The sequence below is a fragment of the Synechococcus sp. FACHB-909 genome (assembly GCF_014698945.1).
In the GTDB taxonomy this organism is placed as follows: Bacteria; Cyanobacteriota; Cyanobacteriia; order PCC-6307; family Cyanobiaceae; genus Cyanobium.
The window spans coordinates 325,061-343,922 of record NZ_JACJTY010000002.1; the positions used below are offsets into that span (position 1 = coordinate 325,061).

At 70.4% G+C, this 18,862-nt stretch carries 11 protein-coding genes; 8 read left to right on the forward strand and 3 right to left on the reverse strand.

Going from position 1 to position 18,862, the window contains the following annotated elements:
* The first annotated feature begins 245 nt into the window (after positions 1-245).
* The 3 genes from H6G99_RS04985 to alaS all read left to right on the forward strand — a co-directional run bounded on the left by H6G99_RS04985 (position 246) and on the right by alaS (position 6,590).
* Positions 246-1,988 (forward strand): HD family phosphohydrolase, encoded by a 1,743-nt coding sequence (locus H6G99_RS04985; protein WP_190610298.1) that lies wholly within the window; start codon positions 246-248, stop codon positions 1,986-1,988.
* Complete coding sequence (glsA, locus tag H6G99_RS04990) at positions 1,981-3,834, forward strand: glutaminase A (protein WP_190610300.1); 1,854 nt, start codon at positions 1,981-1,983, stop codon at positions 3,832-3,834. Before H6G99_RS04985 ends, glsA begins: the two co-directional genes overlap by 8 nt.
* A 74-nt stretch (positions 3,835-3,908) precedes the next feature.
* The gene (alaS, locus tag H6G99_RS04995) at positions 3,909-6,590 is read left to right on the forward strand and encodes an alanine--tRNA ligase (protein ID WP_190610302.1); all 2,682 of its coding nucleotides are present in this window, start codon (positions 3,909-3,911) and stop codon (positions 6,588-6,590) included.
* A 31-nt stretch (positions 6,591-6,621) separates the two neighbouring features.
* Here alaS and H6G99_RS05000 read toward each other — a convergent pair whose 3' ends face one another.
* Positions 6,622-8,355, reverse strand: a complete 1,734-nt coding sequence (locus tag H6G99_RS05000; protein WP_190610304.1) for a ShlB/FhaC/HecB family hemolysin secretion/activation protein — start codon at positions 8,353-8,355, stop codon at positions 6,622-6,624.
* A 275-nt stretch (positions 8,356-8,630) separates the two neighbouring features.
* Between H6G99_RS05000 and H6G99_RS05005 the strand changes: the two genes are divergently transcribed.
* From H6G99_RS05005 to H6G99_RS05015, 3 genes are all read left to right on the forward strand, one after another.
* Positions 8,631-12,659, forward strand: coding sequence for a CHAT domain-containing protein (locus tag H6G99_RS05005; protein WP_190610305.1), 4,029 nt, complete (start codon positions 8,631-8,633; stop codon positions 12,657-12,659).
* Positions 12,660-12,779: 120 nt separating this feature from the next.
* On the forward strand, positions 12,780-13,103 hold the full coding sequence (locus H6G99_RS05010; protein ID WP_094585704.1) for a DUF3307 domain-containing protein: 324 nt from the start codon (positions 12,780-12,782) through the stop codon (positions 13,101-13,103).
* A gap of 139 nt (positions 13,104-13,242) precedes the next feature.
* On the forward strand, positions 13,243-13,920 hold the full coding sequence (locus H6G99_RS05015) for a hypothetical protein (RefSeq protein WP_190610307.1): 678 nt from the start codon (positions 13,243-13,245) through the stop codon (positions 13,918-13,920).
* Here H6G99_RS05015 and H6G99_RS05020 read toward each other — a convergent pair.
* Positions 13,874-15,826: a CHASE2 domain-containing protein gene (locus H6G99_RS05020; protein ID WP_190610308.1), complete on the reverse strand. Its 1,953-nt coding sequence runs from the start codon at positions 15,824-15,826 to the stop codon at positions 13,874-13,876. The genes H6G99_RS05015 and H6G99_RS05020 overlap by 47 nt on opposite strands.
* Positions 15,826-17,307 carry a mechanosensitive ion channel family protein gene (locus H6G99_RS05025; RefSeq protein WP_190610310.1) on the reverse strand — a complete coding sequence of 494 codons (1,482 nt, stop codon included), beginning with the start codon at positions 17,305-17,307 and terminating at the stop codon, positions 15,826-15,828. The genes H6G99_RS05020 and H6G99_RS05025 overlap by 1 nt, the downstream gene beginning before the upstream one ends.
* Before the next feature lie 91 nt (positions 17,308-17,398).
* Between H6G99_RS05025 and H6G99_RS05030 the strand changes: the two genes are divergently transcribed.
* Together H6G99_RS05030 and H6G99_RS05035 are read left to right on the forward strand one after the other, a co-directional pair.
* Positions 17,399-18,103 carry an SIMPL domain-containing protein gene (locus tag H6G99_RS05030; protein WP_190610311.1) on the forward strand — a complete coding sequence of 235 codons (705 nt, stop codon included), beginning with the start codon at positions 17,399-17,401 and terminating at the stop codon, positions 18,101-18,103.
* 35 nt (positions 18,104-18,138) lie between these two features.
* On the forward strand, positions 18,139-18,858 hold the full coding sequence (locus H6G99_RS05035; RefSeq protein WP_190610313.1) for a FecR family protein: 720 nt from the start codon (positions 18,139-18,141) through the stop codon (positions 18,856-18,858).
* Positions 18,859-18,862: the final 4 nt, after the last annotated feature.

An 18,862-nucleotide genomic window follows, 5' to 3' on the forward strand; every position in this document is an offset into this window, starting at 1 on the left:
TACGGGTCAGCCATTCCATCGCTGCTTAAGCAGCTCAACAGAACGTCTCTCCAGCAAGGCCACTGGGCCTCGGCAGCAGGCCGCTGTTGCGGTCACGGCTTTCCGGTGTTTCCCTGATTCCAGTCACGCGTCACTGCTGCCGGGCAGGGAACGGACTCCCACCACGGTTGGCCACCCCCTTGAGCGCCGCCCATCCGCCACCGCACGCCTCCGATGCCCACCAGGCACGGCGCGCGCTGCCGGAGATGCTGCAGATCGCGACCGCCATCAGCGGTGCGGTCAACCTGCCGGCCCTGTTGCGGCAGATCCTTTCCAGCTCCAGGGATCTCACCCTCAGCGACGCCGGCAGCATCTACCTGGTGGAGCAGGAGAAGGGGGAGAAGCGGCTCTGGTTCACCGCCTTCCAGAACAGCTCCCTGGCCGCCGGCGACACCGGCATCGATGCCAGCCTGCTGGACGAGCGCTTCCCGATCACCCCCGAGCGACTGGTGGGCTGGACGGCCCTGAACGGTGAGGCGCTCAACCTGCCCGACGTCTACGCGATCCCCGCCGACCGTCCCTACCGCTTCAACGCCGAACTGGATCGCCGCATGGGCTACCGGGCGGTCTCGATGCTGGTGGTGCCGCTGCGGACCATGGCCGGGGAGGTGGTGGGGGTGATGCAGCTGATCAACAGGAAGCGGGAGTCCTCCTCGCTGCTCACCCCTGAAACGGCCCCCTCGCTGGTGCGCCCCTACGACGCCGGCGACCAGCAGCTGATCGAGGCCCTGGCCGCCCTGGCGGCGGTCTGCGTCGAGCGCACCCAGGCCCTGGAGGGGCAGCAGCGGCAGATCGATTCGATGATTGCCCTGCTGGCGGGGGCGATCGATGCCCGCAGTTCCCACACGGGCCGCCACTGTTCCCGGGTGCCGGAGCTGGCTCTGCTGCTGGCGGAAGCGGCGGAGGCCACCCAGGACGGGCCGCTGGCCCCCTTCCGCTTCAAGGGGGAGGCGGAGCGCCGGGAGTTCCGCACGGCGGCCTGGCTGCACGACTGCGGCAAGATCGTCACCCCCGAGGCGGTGGTGGAGAAGGCCACCAAGCTGGACGCCCCCGCCAACCGGCTGCACGAGATCCGCACCCGCTTCGAGGTGCTGCTCCGGGATGGACGCATCGCCATGCTCGAGGGTCTGCTGGCGGGCGGCGACCCGGTCGCCCTGGAGCGGGAGTACGCCCGGCTGGAGCAGGAGCTGCAGCAGGATTTCGCCTGCGTGGCCCGCTGCAACCTGGGCAGCGAAGGCACCGATCCGGAGGATCTCGCCCAGCTCCGGCGGCTGGCGGAGCGCACCTGGTGGCGCCATTTCGACGACCGGATCGGCCTGGGCTGGGAGGAGCAGACCCGGTACAGCGGGCCGCCGCCGCCCCTGCCCGCCCGGGAGTCCCTGCTCAGCGACGCCCCCCACCACCGCATCCCCCGGCCGCCGGAGGAGGTGCCGGAGGCCCGCTGGGGGTTCAACCTGGCGGTGCCGGAGCTGCTCTACAACCGCGGCGAGCTCTACAACCTCTCGGTGGCCAGGGGCACCCTCACCCCCGAGGAGATCTACAAGATCCGCGAGCACATGATCCACACGATCGTGATGCTGGAGAGCATGACCTTTCCCCCCTCCCTGGCCCGCGTCGCGGAGATCGCGGGCGGGCACCACGAAACCCTCGACGGCCGCGGCTACCCTCGGGGACTGGGGGCGGAGCAGTTGTCGATCCCGGCCCGGATCCTGGCCATCGCCGACATCTTCGAGGCCCTGACCGCCGCCGATCGGCCCTACAAGCGGGGCATGCCCCTGTCCCAGTCCCTGGCGATCCTGGCCGGTCTGCGGGATCGCGGCCGCATCGATGCGGACCTGTTCGCGCTCTTCCTGCGATCCGGCGCCTACCTCACCTACGCGGAGCGCTTCATGGCCGCCGACCAGATCGATCCGGTGGATCTGGACGCCCTGCTGGGGCCCCATGCCTGACCAGCCCCATTCCAACGTCATCCAGGAACTGCTGGGCGAGCTTCACGCCTCCTTCGCCGGGGTCCGGGAAGGGCGGGTGGCGGATTACATCCCCGAGCTGGCCAAGGCCTGCCCCGACGACTTCGGCATCGTCATCGCCACCTCGGGCGGACGCATCTATGAGATCGGCGACACTAGGAAGGAGTTCACGATCCAGTCGATCTCCAAGCCGTTCATCTATGCCCTGGCGCTGAAGATGCTCTCCTTCGACGTCATGGCCAGCAAGATTGACGTGGAGCCCTCCGGGGAAGCCTTCAACGCCATCAGCCTGGATCCGGACTCCGGCAAGCCGCGCAACCCGATGATCAACGCCGGGGCGATCGCCGCCTCCGCCCAGATCTGTGACGCCAACCCCGGCGGGGCCGTCGATCTGCTGCTGGAGTACTTCGCCGAGCTGGCCGGCCGGCCCCTGACGATCAACGAGGCCGTCTACCGCTCGGAAAAGGAGACGGGCCACCGCAACCGCGCCATCGGCCACCTGCTGCGCAACTTCAACATCATCGAATCGGATCCGGAGCCGGCCCTCGATCTCTACTTCCGCCAGTGCGCCATCTCCGTCACCTGCCGCGACCTGGCCGTGATGGCCGCCACCCTGGCCTGCCAGGGGCGCAATCCCTTCACCGGCGGCCAGCCCCTCTCCTATGACATCACCGTGCGGGTGCTGGCCCTGATGGGCACCTGCGGCATGTACGACTTCGCCGGCCAGTGGCTCCATGACGTCGGCATCCCGGCCAAGAGCGGCGTCGCCGGCGGCGTCATGGCGGTGATTCCTGGACGACTGGGCATCGCCACCTATTCACCGCCCCTCGACGGTTTCGGCAACAGCGTCCGGGGGGTGGCGGTCTGCCGCCAGCTGTCGGCTGGAGTGGGCCTGAGCCTGTTCAATCAGTACTACCAGGTCGATGCCACCATCCGCCGCTCCTACCAGGGCTCCCAGCGCAAATCGCGCCGCTGGCGCAGTGAGCGGGAGCTGGAGATCCTGGCGCCCCACCGGGACGAAGTGCGCATCATTCACGTGCAGGGGGTGCTCGATTTCGGCGGCATCGAGCAGCTGGCCGCCGAGCTGGTGCGGCTCAGCGGCGACGTGCGCATCCTGATCCTTGATCTGGCCCACGTGACCGAGTGCCCGATGGAGTCCTCGGGGCTGCTGGACCGCCAGCTCTGTTCCCTGGAGGATCAGGGGGTGGAGATCCTCCTGTCGCGGGCCGGCCGCTTGCCCCTGGTCTCCAGGGCCGGCTGGGCCATCACCGAACGGATCGATGCCTATGAGCACCTGGATTCCGCCCTCGAGGCCGCCGAGGAGCTGCTGCTCACCTGGTACGCCCCCGCGGCCGACGCGGACAACGGCGACGACGACGATCTGGCGGATCAGGGTGTCCTGGCCGCCCTGGGGGCGGACCACCGCCGGATCCTGGCGGAGCACCTGGTGAGGCGATCGTTCATGGCCGGGGATTTCGTGATCCGCCGGGGGGATCCCGGCGACGAGCTGTTCCTGGTGCGCTCCGGCTCCTTCGACATCGCCCTCGACATCAAGACCGGCGACGGACAGAGCCATTCCACCCGGCTGGCCACCTTCGGCCCCGGGCTCTGCTTCGGCGAGATCGGTTTCGTGGCCCAGACGCCGCGCACCGCCGACATCATCGCCACCCGCCCCGGTGAGTGCTGGGTGCTGCACCGCAACGCCTTCGACGAGCTTAGTGCCAGCCATCCCGAGGTGGTGATCGCCCTGCTCAAGGCGCTCACCTGCGACATCGGCGCCAAGCTGAGCCAGACGAGCGTCCAGCTGACGCTGATGGAGCACTACTGAGGCCGGCGGCGCGACCCCGGGCCCCCGCGCTGGGCGATCATGCCTGTCCCAGGACCTCTCCCTGCGTTGTCGTGATGGCTGCCGATTCCACCCGCCCCAGGCCCCGCAGCGGAGCCGAGATCCGGGAGGCCTTCCTCGCGTTCTACGAACGGCAGGGGCACCGGCGGATGGCCAGCGCCTCCCTGGTGCCCGACGACCCGACGGTGCTGCTCACCATCGCCGGCATGCTGCCCTTCAAGCCGGTGTTCCTCGGCCAGGCGCCGCCGCCGGCGCCCCGGGCCACCAGCAGCCAGAAGTGCATCCGCACCAACGACATCGAGAACGTGGGCCGCACGGCCCGGCACCACACCTTCTTCGAGATGCTGGGGAACTTCTCCTTCGGTGACTACTTCAAGGAGGAGGCGATCGCCTGGGCCTGGGAACTCACCACCGAAGTCTTCGGCCTCGATCCGGCCAACCTGGTGGTCAGCGTCTTCCGGGAGGACGACGAGGCCGCCGCCCTCTGGCGTGATGCCGTGGGGGTGGATCCGAAGCGGATCATCCGCATGGATGAGGCCGACAACTTCTGGGCTTCCGGCCCCACCGGCCCCTGCGGCCCCTGCTCCGAGATCTACTACGACTTCCACCCGGAACGGGGCGACGACGGCATCGACCTGGAGGACGACAGCCGCTTCATCGAGTTCTACAACCTGGTGTTCATGCAGTACAACCGCGACGCGGCCGGCACCCTCACGCCCCTGGCCCGGCGCAGCATCGACACCGGTATGGGTCTGGAGCGCATGGCCCAGATCCTGCAGCAGGTGCCGAACAACTACGAGACCGACCTCATCTATCCGCTGGTGGAAGCCGCCGCCGCGCTGGCAGGGGTCGATTACCGCGCACTCGACGCCCGCGCCCAGACCTCCCTCAAGGTGATCGGCGACCACAGCCGGGCCATCACCCAGCTGATCGCCGATGGGGTCACCGCCTCCAACCTGGGCCGGGGTTACGTGCTGCGCCGCCTGCTGCGCCGGGTGGTGCGCCACGGCCGGCTGCTGGGCATCGACCGTCCCTTCCTGGCGGTCATGGGGGAGGCGGCGATCGAGCTGATGGCCCCGGCCCATCCCCAGCTGCCGGAGCGCCGCGAGGTGATCCTGGCCGAGCTGGTGCGGGAGGAGGCCCGCTTCCTGGACACCCTGGAGCGGGGCGAGAAGTTGCTGGCCGAGGTGCTCGCCGCCCGGCCGGAGCGCATCAGCGGCGACGCGGCCTTCGAGCTCTACGACACCTACGGCTTCCCGCTCGAGCTCACCGCGGAGATCGCCGAGGAGCACGGCCTGACGGTGGACCTGGACGGTTTCGAGGCGGCCATGGAGCGGCAGCGCCAGCGGGCCAAGGCGGCGGCCGTCAGCATCGACCTCACCCTGCAGGGGGCGATCGAGCAGGTGGCGGGCGCCCTCGAGCCCACCGACTTCCGCGGCTACGAGGCCCTCGACCAGCCGGCCTGCGTGCTGGCCCTGGTGGTGAACGGGGAACCGGCCACCGCCGCCGCCGCCGGCGATGCGGTGCAGATCGTGCTCGACAGCACCCCCTTCTACGGCGAGTCGGGCGGCCAGGTGGGCGACCGGGGCGTGCTGCTGGCGGGGGAGGGGGCCGCCGGGGTCGGGGGAGGCCTGATCGTGGCCATCGAGGCGGTGAGCCGCAACCGCAGCGTGTTCGTCCACAGCGGCCGGATCGAGCGCGGTCGTCTGGCGGTGGGCGATGTGGTGCAGGCCCGGGTGGATCGCAGCTGCCGCCGCCGCGCCCAGGCCCACCACACCGCCACCCACCTGCTGCAGGCGGCCCTGAAGCAGGTGGTGGATGAGGGTGTCTCCCAGGCGGGCTCTCTGGTCGATTTCGACCGGCTGCGCTTCGACGTCCACTGCCCCCGGGCCCTGACCCCGGCCGAGCTGGAGCGGATCGAGGACCTGGTCAACGGCTGGATCGCCGAGGCCCACCCCCTGGAGGTGGCGGAGATGGCCCTGGAGCGGGCCCGGGCCGCCGGGGCCGTGGCCATGTTCGGTGAGAAGTACGGCGAGGTCGTGCGGGTGGTGGACGTGCCCGGTGTCTCGATGGAGCTCTGCGGCGGCACGCACGTGGCCAACACCGCCGAGATCGGCCTGTTCCGGATCGTCGCCGAGACGGGGGTGGCGGCGGGCATCCGCCGCATCGAGGCCGTGGCGGGTCCGGCCCTGCTCCCCTATCTGCGGGAGCGTGACCGGGTGGTGCGCGAGCTGGCCGATCGCTTCAAGGCCCAGCCCGGCGAGATCCTCGAGCGGGTGGCCCTCCAGGGAGAGGAGCTGCGGGCCACCCTCAAGGAGCTGGCGGCGGCACGGGGGGCCTTGGCGGCGGCCAAGGCCAGCGCCCTGGCGGAGCGGGCCGAAGCGCTCGGTTCCCATCGGCTGCTGGTGGAGCGCCTCGATGGCGTCGATGGCGCCGGCCTCCAGGAGGCCGCCCAGCGCCTGCAGCAGCAGCTCGGGGAGGGGGCGGCGGTGGTGCTCGGCGGCCTGCCGGACCCGGCGGACCTGGGCAAGGTGATCCTGGTGGCGGCCTTCGGCCCCGCGGTGGTGGCCTCCGGGGCCAAGGCGGGGGCCTTCATCGGTGGCATCGCCAAGCTTTGCGGCGGCGGCGGCGGTGGCCGGCCCCAGCTGGCCCAGGCGGGGGGGCGGGACGGCGCCGCCCTCGATGGGGCGCTGGCGGAGGCCCGTCGGCTGCTGACCGCCCAGCTGGGTGGCGGCTGACGCTCCCTGGCTGAGGCTCGCTGGCTGAGGCTCAGAAGCGGTAGTTCACCCGGGTGTAGAGCCCCTGGCCCAGGAGCCAGTCGTTCCAGGGGCCCAGGTTGTCGGTGGTGGAGAAGGGCACGGCCCAGCCCAGCTCCACCGACCAGTGGTTGCTGGCCAGCCAGCGCAGCAGCACGCCACCGGAGCCCACCGTGTCGCCGAAGCTGCCACCGCTGAAGCTCGTGCGGATGCCGCCGGCACCGATGAAGGGGACGAGCTGGAGGGCACTGGTCTTGCTGTCCCAGAAGGTCCAGACCGCTTCGGTGCTGGCCAGCCAGCCGCTGTCGCCGCTGATCAGCTGGCCGGGCAGCCCGCGCAGCCCCACATCGGAGCCGAGGGTGAACTGCATCGAGGAGGTCAGCGGGGCAAAGGCCAGCTGGGCGGCGGTCCGCAGGTTGACCTGCCAGCGGGGGGAGACCGTCCAGGAGGCGGAGAGGAAGCCGCCGATGGCGGTGGCCCGGCCCGCCACGATGCCCGCTTCGGCCAGTTCCTGGCGCTGGACGGTCGGGGTCGCCGCGGCGACCCCCTGCAGCAGGTAGGCGCTGCCGCTCCAGCTGCTGTGGCGGCTGGCGCCGCTGCCGTTGACGCCCAGCCGCAGGTAGCCGCCGGCGGGGGCGCGGACGCTGGCGGGCACCGAGACCGGCAGGGCGCTGCCCTGCTCGTAGATGTTGCTGCGGCTGTTGCTGTAGCCGGCGAAGAGGCTCCAGCGCTGGCTGAGGGATTCGCGGAACACCCACTCGAACTGGGCCAGGGCCTGGTACTGGTTCGTGGAGAACCCGTCGGCCGGGGCCGGCAGTTCCACCAGGTTGCGGCGGCTGAAGCCGATGCCGCCGGTGAGGCTGAGGTTGTCGCTGAAGGGGTAGGTGTAGCTGAGGGAGGCGATGGCGGCGCCCAGCTCGGGGGTGTCGGTGGCATCGAGCTCGCCGTAGACCAGCAGGGTGTCCCCGCGCCGCAGCAGGCTCGGCTTCAGCAGCGTGGCCACGGCGCGGAACTCCCCCGAGCCGCTGTTGCCGTCGTTGCGCAGGGACAGATCCCCCTGCCAGGGCTCCCGCGAGGGCTCCACGGCGACGCGGAACACCCCTTCGGAGGGGTCGCTGCCCAGCCGGGCCAGGGTGCCCCGCACGCTCTCGATTCCCGGCTGCCGTTTGAGCAGCTGCAGCTGCAGCTCCACCGTCGACAGCCGCAGGATCTGGCCCCGCAGGGGGCGCAGCAGCCGGCCGACGCGACGGTTCAGCCAGGGATCGCTGCCGGAGACCTGGATGCCGACCACACGGCCTTCCACCACATCGAGATACCCCGGCGCCGGGTCGCTCACCACATAGACACGGCTGCTGACGTACCCGTCGAAGACGAGCCGGGTGCTCAGGGCCACGGCGCAGGCCTTGAGCCGTTCCTGGGGATCGGTGATCCGGCTGCATTCGGCCAGGATCGTGGGCACCTGCTCAGGGGTGTAGAGCGTCAGCCCGCGGATCTCCGGCAGGGGGGCCGGTGCCAGTGAGGTGGGGGGCTTGAGGGCCGGTTCCGGGGCGGCGGGGCCAGCGCCGGCGGGCGGGGCTCCGCCGCCGTCGGGCTGGGGGGCGGGAGTCTCCAGGGGGAGGACGTCGACCGGAGGGGCCGGCTGGGGCTCGGCGGGAGAGGGCCTTTCCAGCTGGCGGGGCGGGCCCGGAAGGCGGATCGGCCCATCCTGCAGGGGCGGAGCCACCAGCTGGGCGAGAAGGAGGAGCATGCAGGGTGGGCCGAGTTCCCGCTCACAAAGAGAGGCTGGTAGCTTGCTGAGGTGTTGATGAGATCAGGTGGACTAACACCTGAGGCGTGAATGATGACCCAGCAAGTGGTTCAGCCATCGGCGCCTAGGGAACCTACCTGCGGTGGTGAAGAGTGGGGCCAATCTTGAGTAACAACCGCTACTTTTTGCCCGGTGAGTTGGTCCGGATCCGCCTCATTTGTCCGGCATGGCTGACGCAACGGCGCTCTCGCCTCCTGCCGCTGGGGCTCACGGTTGTGCTGGGCCTGCTGGCCTCCCCCGTTGCCGCCGGTGAGATCACCGCCACCGGCGGGATCCTCGGACTCGGCAGTGTGGTCAATGGCCAACTCGGCGGCAGCTGCTCCAGCGGGGCCTGTGCGATCCGGGGGGGCACCTCCGCCGGGGCCAACCTCTTTCACCGTTTCTCCGCCTTCGACACCCGCGGGGCGATCACGGGCGTCACGCTCGATGTGGGTGGGCATCGCAACGTGATGGTGGGGGTCACCCACCCCCTGGGCAGCTTCATCGACAAGGCCGTCACCCTCAGCGGTCCGGCCAACCTGGTCTGGCTCTCCCCGGGGGGGTTCCGACTCAGCGGCGCCGGCACGTTCACCAACGTCCAGCAGCTCAACCTGACGACCGCCACCACGTTGCGGGTGGGCGACGGACGCTTCGACGTGCTCGGCACCACGGCCGCCGCCGCCGCCGCCTTGACGGGCACTCCGCTTCTGGGCCTGTCCGGTCTCAGCACCGACCCGGCCAGCCTGGGTCAGCTGGGCCTCTCCGCCCAGGGGGACCTGGCCATCGACGGCGGCCTGCTCACCGTCGATGGGGGCCTTCTTCTGGATGCCCAGGGCGGCCATGTGCTGCTGGGGGGATCCCGGCTGCAGGCTCCTGGCGGCAACGTGGCCCTGCAGGGGCAGGCGGTGTCGCTCCAGGACAGCACGGTGGAGGTCTCCGGCCCGGACGGCGGCCGCATCCGGCTGGCCGGGGAACGGGTCTCCATGGCCGACTCCAGCCTGCGGGCGGATGCCAGCGGCGCTGGCCTGGGCGGGAGCATCGAGATTCTGGGCAAGCAGCGGGCCGAGGTCCATGGCGTCATCAGCGCCCGGGGCGGTCCCCAGGGCGGCGATGGCGGCTTCGTCGAAACCTCGGCCAACAGCCTGGTGCTCTCCACCGCTCCCGATCTTTCGGCGGCGCGGGGGCGGGGCGGCACCTGGCTGATCGACCCCCGCGACATCGACATCGTTCCTGCCGGATCCGGTGGCGGTCCTCCGCCCGGCGGTTCCGGTGGCGGACTGCCGGGCTCGGCGTCGCTGATCGACGTGGGGCTGATCAACACCGCCCTCAACGGCGGCCAGACGGTGATCGTGGACACCACCGACCCTGCCGGGACCCAGTCGGGGACCATCTCCCTGCTGGCCCCGGTGCAGAAGACGGCCGGGGCGAACGCCACCCTGGAGCTGAGGGTCGACGGCAACATCCAGATCCACGTCCCGGGCGTGGATCCCACGGCCTTCTCGAACACTTCCGCGACCGGGAGGCTGGATGTCAATCTCTGGTACCAGAAAAGTGCCGATCCCTCTGCCCCCGTGGGAGCGATCAGCTGGCAGAAGGGCGCGGTGGACATCAACACCGGAACCCTGCGCACCTTCCAGGGGGCGTCCCGGATCGACGGCAACATCGAACTCACCGGAGCCATCGAACCCTTCCAGCTTCGTTCCGGCACCATTCGAACCGGAGAATTCAGCTGGAGCCCCACAAGTTTCGGGGCCATTCAGCTATCGAGCTTCAATGATGGCCGGCCGGCCGTTCTGGATATCTCCAGGCGTTATGTCCAGGGGCCCGGCCGCAACGTCACCGCCTTCTCGACGGCGCTGCTGCAGATCGGCCCTTCGGCCCTGAGCAGCCTCATCGACGGCGGCACGGTCACGGATCTCACACCCGTCAAGACCACCCTGATCAATGTCGCCACGGGGGCGACCCTGGCGCTCAACCAGGCCACGATCGCCGGCCCGAATCTGGCCGTGGAGAGCGGGGCCCAGCTCCAGCTGTCGGGGGCCAACCAGCTGGCGGCCCTCGAGAACGCCGGATCGATCGTGATCGCTCCCGGCTCCACCCTCGACCTGCAGAGCGCGGCCGTCTCCCCCGGGGCCTCCATCGTCCTGCAGGGCACTGGTTCGGCGCGGCTCCTGATCGACGGCGCCGCCTTCCGGAATGAAGGAACGATCCAGGGATCCGGCCTGATCGAGGTGGGTTCCGGTCTGGGGACGTTCACCAACGGAACCTCCCTGCTGCCGGGGGCACCGGAGGCGTTGCTCGATCCGGTCGGCGCGCTGCAGATTCGTGCCCGCAGCCTCACGCTGGAGCCCAACAGCCGGCTGCTGTTCGATCTCTCCACCCCCGACGAGCTCTCCGTCTTCGGCGACACCTTCCTCGGCGGGGGGCTGGAGGTGGTGTCGCCCCCGGTCGTGGGGGTCATCACCCCCTTCGAGCTGATCCGGGCCCGTGGCATCACCGGCGCCTTCGATCCCGCCCAGATCGTCCTGCCGATCGGTTTCACGCTTCAGGGCGTCGTCACGACCGGCGATCCCCAGCTGCCATTCAGCTTCGGTGGCGATCTGGCGGCGACGCCGCCGCCGCCCCCGGCCCCGCCCGATCCGCCCGTCATCCCCACACCGCCCGTCACCCCGCTCCCACCCCAGGCGGTCACGCCTCCGGCAACCCCTTCACCGTCCTCCCCGCCGAGCCCCTCGAGCCCGCCGGCCCCGTCGTTCCTCCTGCCCGATCTCGGCTACCGCATCTTCCCCTCGACCCAGACAACCCCCTTCGGCTCCACCGTCAGCAGCAACCGGCGCGGGGTGGGCTCCGATGCCCTGGCGGTGAACCTCTCGGAGGCGGATTTCAGTCTCACCGGCGGGTCGGTGCCGGTGCCCGGCCCCCTCACCACCACCACCAGCAGCCTCTCCACGGCCCAGGTGGCCGCGGCGATCACCGACGGCGATCAGCAGCGCACCGAGGACGTGCGCCGGACCCTCGGGGATGTGGGAATGGCCGGAGATTCCGGCGGGACCCTGCGCCTCGAGGAACTGCAGCAATTGCTGAGCAAGGCCTCCCAGAAGGGGGACCGGGATGACGAGCGCTTCAATCCGGCCGTGCTGATGGTGTCCTTCACCGAACAGAAGCCCGCCGCGGGCGAGGAGCCCAAGGCCGCCGACTCCAGCGGCAAGAAACCGACCAACTCGTTCCTCGATCTGATCCTGCTCAGCCGCCGGGGGGAGCCCGTCGGCAAGCGTGTCGAGCTCTCCAGGGAACGCTTCGGGGAGCAGCTGCGGGCGCTCTACCGCCAGCTGGCCCGCCTCGAGCCCCTCCAGGTGGAGAATCCGGACTCCCCGTCACGGCAGATCCACCGGGCCCTGATCGAGCCCATTGCTGCGGAACTGCGGGCCAAGGGCATCACCACCCTGGTGATCGTCGCCGACCGGGGCCTCCAGGGCCTTCCCTTCGCGGCCCTCCACGACGGCACCAGCTATTTCGGAGATCGCTATGGCTTCTCGATCACCCCGTCCCTCAACCTCACCTCCTTCGGGCCTCCGCGCCAGACCCGGGGGCGGGTGCTGGCGGCGGGAGCCTCGGAATTCGAGGGGCTCAGCCCCTTGCCCCTGGTGCCCGAGGAACTGGCCGGCATTCCGGAGGGGGTCGGGGTCGACCGGTTCCTCAACAAAAACTTTTCCCCGGAGGTGCTGCTGAGCCGGGCCGCCGACCCGCGCTACGAGCGCCTGCACGTGGCCACCCATGCCGAATTCCTGCCCGGTGGCCCCTCCCAGGCGCGCATCTACACCGGCACCGGCTCGGTGAGCCTGCAGGAATTCGCCAGCCTGCGCCAGCAGCGCAGCGGCAGCCCGCTGGAACTGTTCGTGCTCAGCGCCTGCCGCACGGCTCTGGGCGACAGCGACAGCGAACTCGGATTCGCCGGCCTGGCCCTGCAGGCGGGATCCCGCAGTGCCATCGGCACGCTCTGGTATGTCGACGATGTCGCCACCTCCGCCTATTTCCTGCAGCTCTATCGCTTCCTCGACCAGGGGATGCAGAAAGCCGATGCCCTGCGGGCCACGCGCCAGGCCATGTCCACTGGCAAGGTGCGGCTGGAAGGCGATAAGGTCATCGGGTCCGATGGCGTTCCCCTTCTCACGGAGTTGAGCCCATCCCAGCGGCGTCGGATTGCGGCAGGCGTGACCCATCCCTACTTCTGGGCCGGGGTTCAGTTGATCGGGACTCCCTGGTGAGGCCTCACCCACGGGTTCCGTGGCCCGGTTCCCTCCCCCTGCCTCACCTGACGCGCCTCTCCGGCCACCCCGGTTCTTCATTCTGTGCCTGATCTTCCAGCCGTCTTCAACGTCTTTCTGATGCTGGCGATGGCCCATTTCGTCGGGGATTTCGGGCTCCAGAGCGATCGTATGGCCCGGGAGAAATGCCCCGGTTGCGGTGTGACCCTCGGCTGGGGTTGGTGGCTCACCTCCCATGCCGCCATCCATGGGTTTCTTGTGGGCGCGATCACCCAGTCCCCCCTTTTGGGTGTGGCAGAGTGGATCGTGCATCTGTTGATTGACTTCGGCAAATGCCGTCGTCTCTGGACCCTGTCGTTCGACCAGGCCCTTCACATCATCACCAAGCTCCTCTGGGCCTGGCTGGCCATCCAGCATGCATCGCCTGGGTTCTGGTTGTCATGAAACGTTGCCGTCAACTGTGGTCATGAAGACAGTTTTCATGCGGAAATCGGTTATTCAGAAAGCGATCCTGGACAGAGGGGCCATGAGCAAAGCCGTTGTCGACCAACGCCAGGCTGCCCGTCACACGGCTGTCCGTCATATGGCTGGAATTCGCCCCGGCCGAAGGGGCCTGATGGTGCTGGCGGCCGGCCTGCTGACCCTGGCCCCGCTGGCGGTGCTGGAGCCGCCGCAGGCGCAGGCCCAGAGCGAACTGCGCAAGACCTTCCCGGGGCGCCGCGTCGGCGGAGGAACCCGCGGTGACTGCTCCAGCCGCCTGCTGGCCCACCTGGTGCCGGACAGCAGCGTCTTCGCCCCCGGCAAGGACCGCTACCTCGGCCTGCTCGAAGGCCCCAGCGCCTCCCCCAGCCCGCTGGAAATCACCTTCCGGCCCCTGAGCGGACGCGGCACCGCGGATGGTTCGATGACCTCGGGCCAGCGCCGGGTGCTGCCGGCCTCCGGCCCGGGCATCACCCTGATCAGCCTCCCCTCGGTGAAGGTGCCGACGATGTGGGAGTCGAGCTACCTCTGCCCCGGGGCCGCGGCGACCGCCACCCCCGCCGATCCGCTCAGCTTCGTGGCCGCCGAATCTCCGCCGGCCCTCAGCCTGCTGGTGACCGATGCCTCCAAGGAGGATGGGGCCGTGCAGGCCTCCCTGGCGAAGCTGCGCCGCTCCTGCGGCGCCAGCGTGCCCCGGGCGGAGGTCGGCACCGCCTTCGGTCTGTCCGACCTGATCACGGCCCAGTGGCCCGAGCAGATTCCAGTGCGCTGTCCCGCCTGAGGCCACCCCGCAGCTCCCAGATCCGCAGGGGCTCGGTGCGCCCCTTGACATTGAGCTCCCCCCAGTCGAGCCACTCCAGCGGCAGGCCCTTGGGCAGCAGATCCAACGTGCTGGAGGACACCAGCACCCGGCAGAGATTGGTCTGACGCTGCTTGTCGAGGCTCTCCAGCCGGGCGGCGCAGTTCACGGCATCGCCGATCACGGCGTACTCCAGCCGTTCGCTGCTGCCCATCGATCCGGCCAGCACGGCGCCGGAATGGACGCCGATGCGCAGCCCCATCGCCGGCAGTCCCTCCTTCTGGAGCTCCTCGTTGAGGCTGTCCACGGCCCGCTGGATGGCCAGGGCGGCATCGATGGCCGCCTTGGCATCGGCCTCCTCGCCGCTGCTCAGGGGGGCCCCGAAAACCGCCAGCAGGCCGTCGCCGGTGAACTTGTTGACCATCCCGCCCCGGCGCGTGATCGCGGGGACGAACAGGGCCATGCCCCGGTTCAGCCAGTCGAGCAGCTCTCCGGGACTGAGCCGTTCCGACACGCTGGTGAACGAGCAGGTGTCTGACATCAGCACGGTGACCGGCAGCTGGCGCCCCTCGAAGCGCCCGTCGCTGAGCAGCCCATCCCGCTGGTTCCAGAGCTGGCGCGCCACGGCCGGGGAGGTGGTCTGGCCCAGCAGCCGCTCGATCTGCTGGCGCTGCTTCTGGCTGGAGGCACCGCGGCGCACCCAGCCCGCGCCGGCCATGGCGATGAAACCCGTCAGGGGCAGGCTCAGACCCACCCAGACGAAGTTGTAGAGCAGCAGCACGGCGCCACCGACCATCAGGCTGGCCACCAGCCCCACCACGAGCACGCTGCGGCGCAGCAGCAGGAAGGCTTCCCCCAGCACGATCCCCAGCACCACCGCCACCACTTCGGCGACCCGCTCCACCCAGCCCGGCAGCGTCCGCAGGCGCCGGGGGTCGCCGGCGACGCTGCGGTCCATCAGGGCGGCCAGGCGATGGGCATGGATCTCGACGCCCGGCACGAGCAGTTGACTGGCCCCGAGGGTGGAGCGGGTCTGGGGCACCGGGAACAGGTCCCGCAGGCTCGGCGCGGTGCTGCCGATCAGCACGATGTGGCCACGGATCTGGTCGGCGGGGATCGGCCGGCGGCCGAGCACATCCTGGAGGTTCCAGAGGTGGAAGCTGCCGAGCTGGTGGAAGGACAGCATCTGCTGGTATCCAGCGGCATCGAGCTGGTCGTAGCCCCCCGACGCCGGCTCCAGCCAGGGGCCCGGTTCGCTCCCCTTCTCGAGCCGCTGCCGCAGGCTCCGCTGGCCCTTGCCCACCTCCAGCAGGCGCAGGGCCAGCGACACGGTGGCTTCGTCCTGCCCGGCCACATGCACCAGATCGCGGCGGAGCACCCCGTCGGTATCCAGCACCAGATCGTTGAACCCCTGGCGATCGGCCGGCGTCCCGGGCACCGGGCCGATGGCTTCGGCCACGTTGAAGATCGAAACGAGGCGGGGATTGGTGCGGAACCGTTCGCGCAGGCAGGCCTGGTCGGGGCCCACGCCCTGGTCGCGGTAGATGTCGAGGCCGATCGCCACCGCCCCTCCGGCGCTCAGCCGGTCGATCGCCTCGCACAGCACCCGATCGTCGATGGGAAAGCCGTAGGTGGCCAGGTCCGACTCGTCGATGCCGATGATCGTGATCGGCTTGTCCGTGCCCGGCGGCGCCGGCCGCAGGCTGGTGATCAGGTCGTAGAGCAGCAGGTTGAGGGTTTCGTTGACGGGGCTGCGCTGCAATGCCAGCAGCAGCAGGCCGGCGGCGGCGTAGGGGACGAGCGAGCGGAGGCCATCCCCCAGATGCAGGGCCTTCAGCCGGGCCAGCCAGGTGGCTGCCTTGGAGTCGGGCGGGGTTCCGCTGTCCATCAGCTGCCCTTGAAGGCGTAGAAGAGTCGCTTCATGGTGTCCAGCAGAGCATTGGAGCGCTCCGCGTGCTGTTCGCGGTCGAGGCTCTTCAGTTCCGCCTGGCGCTCCTGGACCATGGCGGCGAAGCGCTCCAGCAGGTCCGGATTTTCGTCCAGAAGGCCACTGATGCTGTCCCGGTCCACCTCCAGCAGCAGGCACTCCTCGGTGGCCCGCACCGTGGCGCTGCGCGGGGCGTCGAGGAAGAGGGTCATCTCGCCGAACACCTCACCCGGCCCCAGCCGGCGCACGGCCACGGTGTGGCCCGGCTCCAGCTCCTTGAGGATCTCCACGCTTCCCCGCAGCACGTGGAACATCGAACGCCCCTCGGCCCCCTCCTGCACCACCGCCTCGCCGGGCCCGTAGGCCACCTGGTGGCTGCCTTCCACCAGGGTCTCGAGCTGCTCGCTGCTCAGGTCGGTGAAGATGCCCACGCTGGCCAGGGTCTGGCAGCACTGTTTGGGGGACGGCCTGGCGGGGAGCTGGGGCCGGTCCCGGGAGCGGCGGGGCTGCAGCTCACGCACCGGGAAGGGGATGCTCTGGCCTTCCCGGGCCAGGGCATACCAGATCTGCTCGAGCAGGTCGCTGCGCAGGTCGCCGATGGCGCCGTCCCCCAGCTCCCGCTGCCACACCTGCAGCTCGTAGGCGATGGCGCTGTCCTGGAACTCCTGGACGCGGATGCGGGGGGCGGGCTCCCGCAGCACCTTGGGATGCTGCAGCACCACCTTCTCCAGCAGGGCCCTGGCCTGAGCGGGCGGCAGGTCGTAGTCGAGGCCGACGCTGAACCGGTTGCTGACGGCCCCGGAGCGGCCCAGGTTGCGCAGCACCCTCTCGGTGACGAGGCTGTTGGGCACGACCACCAGCTGGCCGTCCATGTTGCGGAGCATGGTGTCCCGCCAGCTCACCTGGACCACCACCCCGCGTACCCCCTCGTCCAGCTCCAGGAAGTCCCCTTCGGTGAACTCGTCCCCCAGCTGCAGCTCCAGGCCGGCGAACAGGTCCTTGAGGGACTCCTGGGCGGCCAGGCCGATCACGGCGGTGAGCACGGCGGAGGTGGTCACCAGGCCCACCAGATCCAGCCGTGCCGACTGGCGCACCAGCACCACCGTGGCCAGGGCGCCGCTGCCGAGGGTGAGCAGTTGCATCAGCAGCTGCGGCGGCGGCCGCCACAGACCCAGGTGGGCGGGCACCTGCAGGGCTGCCCAGAGGGCCAGGAGGATGGCGGCGTAGGTGAGCAGCAGGTCGTCGGTGAGCAGCACCCACACCCGGTAGGCCGGCGGCAGCCCCTGCAGCGGCAGCGAACTCAGCAGGGCCCAGGTGGCGATCGCCAGCAGCGGCAACCGCAGCGGCACGGTGGGCAGGGCCCGGTGGCGGCAGAGGCGGGCCAGCACCAGCAGCCCGGCCGTGGCGGCCAGGGCGCCGATCCAGATCTGCAGCAGGGCCAAGGCGCTCGCTTCGATCGCCCCATCCTGCCGCCGATCCTGGCCGTCGGCTCCATGGCGGAGCAGGCTGGAAGCAACCGTCCCCCCCAAGTCGATGCGCCCGATCTGCCTGCGCTCCGTCGTCCCGCTGCTGGGCCTGACGGCGCTCGCTTCCTGGCCGGGCACCGTGGTCGCCCAGGTGCAGCTCCGTTGCGAGGGCACCCTGCTCGAGGCCAGGGGCAGCGCTGAACAGGAACGGCCCACCCGCCGACTGGCCTTCTCCCTGTCCCTCGAGGCCGAGGCCGCCACGGCCGATGGGGCGCTCCAGAGCCTGCAGGAGCGGCTGGCGGCGGTGCGGACCGCCCTGCAGGGGCAGCAGGTGGAGGAGCTGCGGGTTACCTCCCCGAGCACCTGGAAGCGTGAGGCCGAACGCAACCGGCCGGCGGCGGTGACGGCCAGCCTGCAGGTCAGCGGCCGGTTGGTGCCCCAGCGGCTGCAGGCCCTGATCCGGGAGGTGGGGGCCCTGAGCGGGGTGCGGCTGGCGCCGGTGGCCACCGAAGCCGATCGCGGCCTGGATGGGGCGGTGCGGCGCCAGCTGCTGCGGGCGGCCTACCAGGACGCCCTCGAGCAGGCCAGGGAGGTGGCCGCCGCCGTGGGTCTCAGCCGGCTGGCCCCCCTGGAGGTGCAGGTGGACGGCAACGACCTGCGGCCGATGATGATGCGGGCCGCCGCCGCCGAGGCCGCTCCCCCCTTCGATCCCGCCGAACTGGCCCAACCGAAGGATCGGCTGGGCCTGATGGTGCGGTTCTGCGCCCGTTGAGCAGAATGGGCCATCCGCACCGGAGCCCTGAGCCCATGCGCCGCCGCCACCTGCCGAGCCTCTCGATGGTGCCGATCCTGGTGCTCCTGGTCGGTCCCGCCCTCGGGCCCCTGCCGATGCGAGCCTCCGAGAGCGCCGTGGTGCAGGAGATCCTCGATGGCAACGAGCTGTTCATCGATGGCAAGACGGCCAAGGTGAAGGAGAAGGCCGTCGCCCCCCAGAAGGTCAGCACCCAGAACAGCCGGGGCCAGATCCGCTTCGACAGCGGCGCCGCCGGCCGCCTCAACCGTTTCGCCCTGCTCAAGCTGGGCCAGGGCTGCTTCCTGATCGAAAAGGGTCAGATCCTGGTCTCCGGCAAGCAGAGCGGCTGCACCCGCTCCGCCCGCCTCAGCGTGCGGGGCACCAACTACCTCCTCGACGTCAACGAGTCGGGGGAGGCGGAGATCTCCGTGCTGGAGGGGTCGGTGGAGGTGGAGCCCCTCGCCGACGGGGAACCCACCGGAAAGCCCGCCACCACCGTGGAAGCGGGCCAGAAGCTGCGGCTCTCCCCCGCCGGGGTGGTGCTGGCGATCCTGGGGTTGAGCGTCAGCGACTACAACAGCATCCTGGGCGGTCCCCTGTTCCAGGGTTTCCGGGTGCCGCTGCCCGCCTACGGCTCCCTGGAGAGCTACATCCGCTCCCGGGTGCCGGGGGTGAACCTGCCCGTTCCGGTCAGTCCGCCGTCGCTGCCCTTCGGCCTGCCGCGCTTCTTCTGAGCCG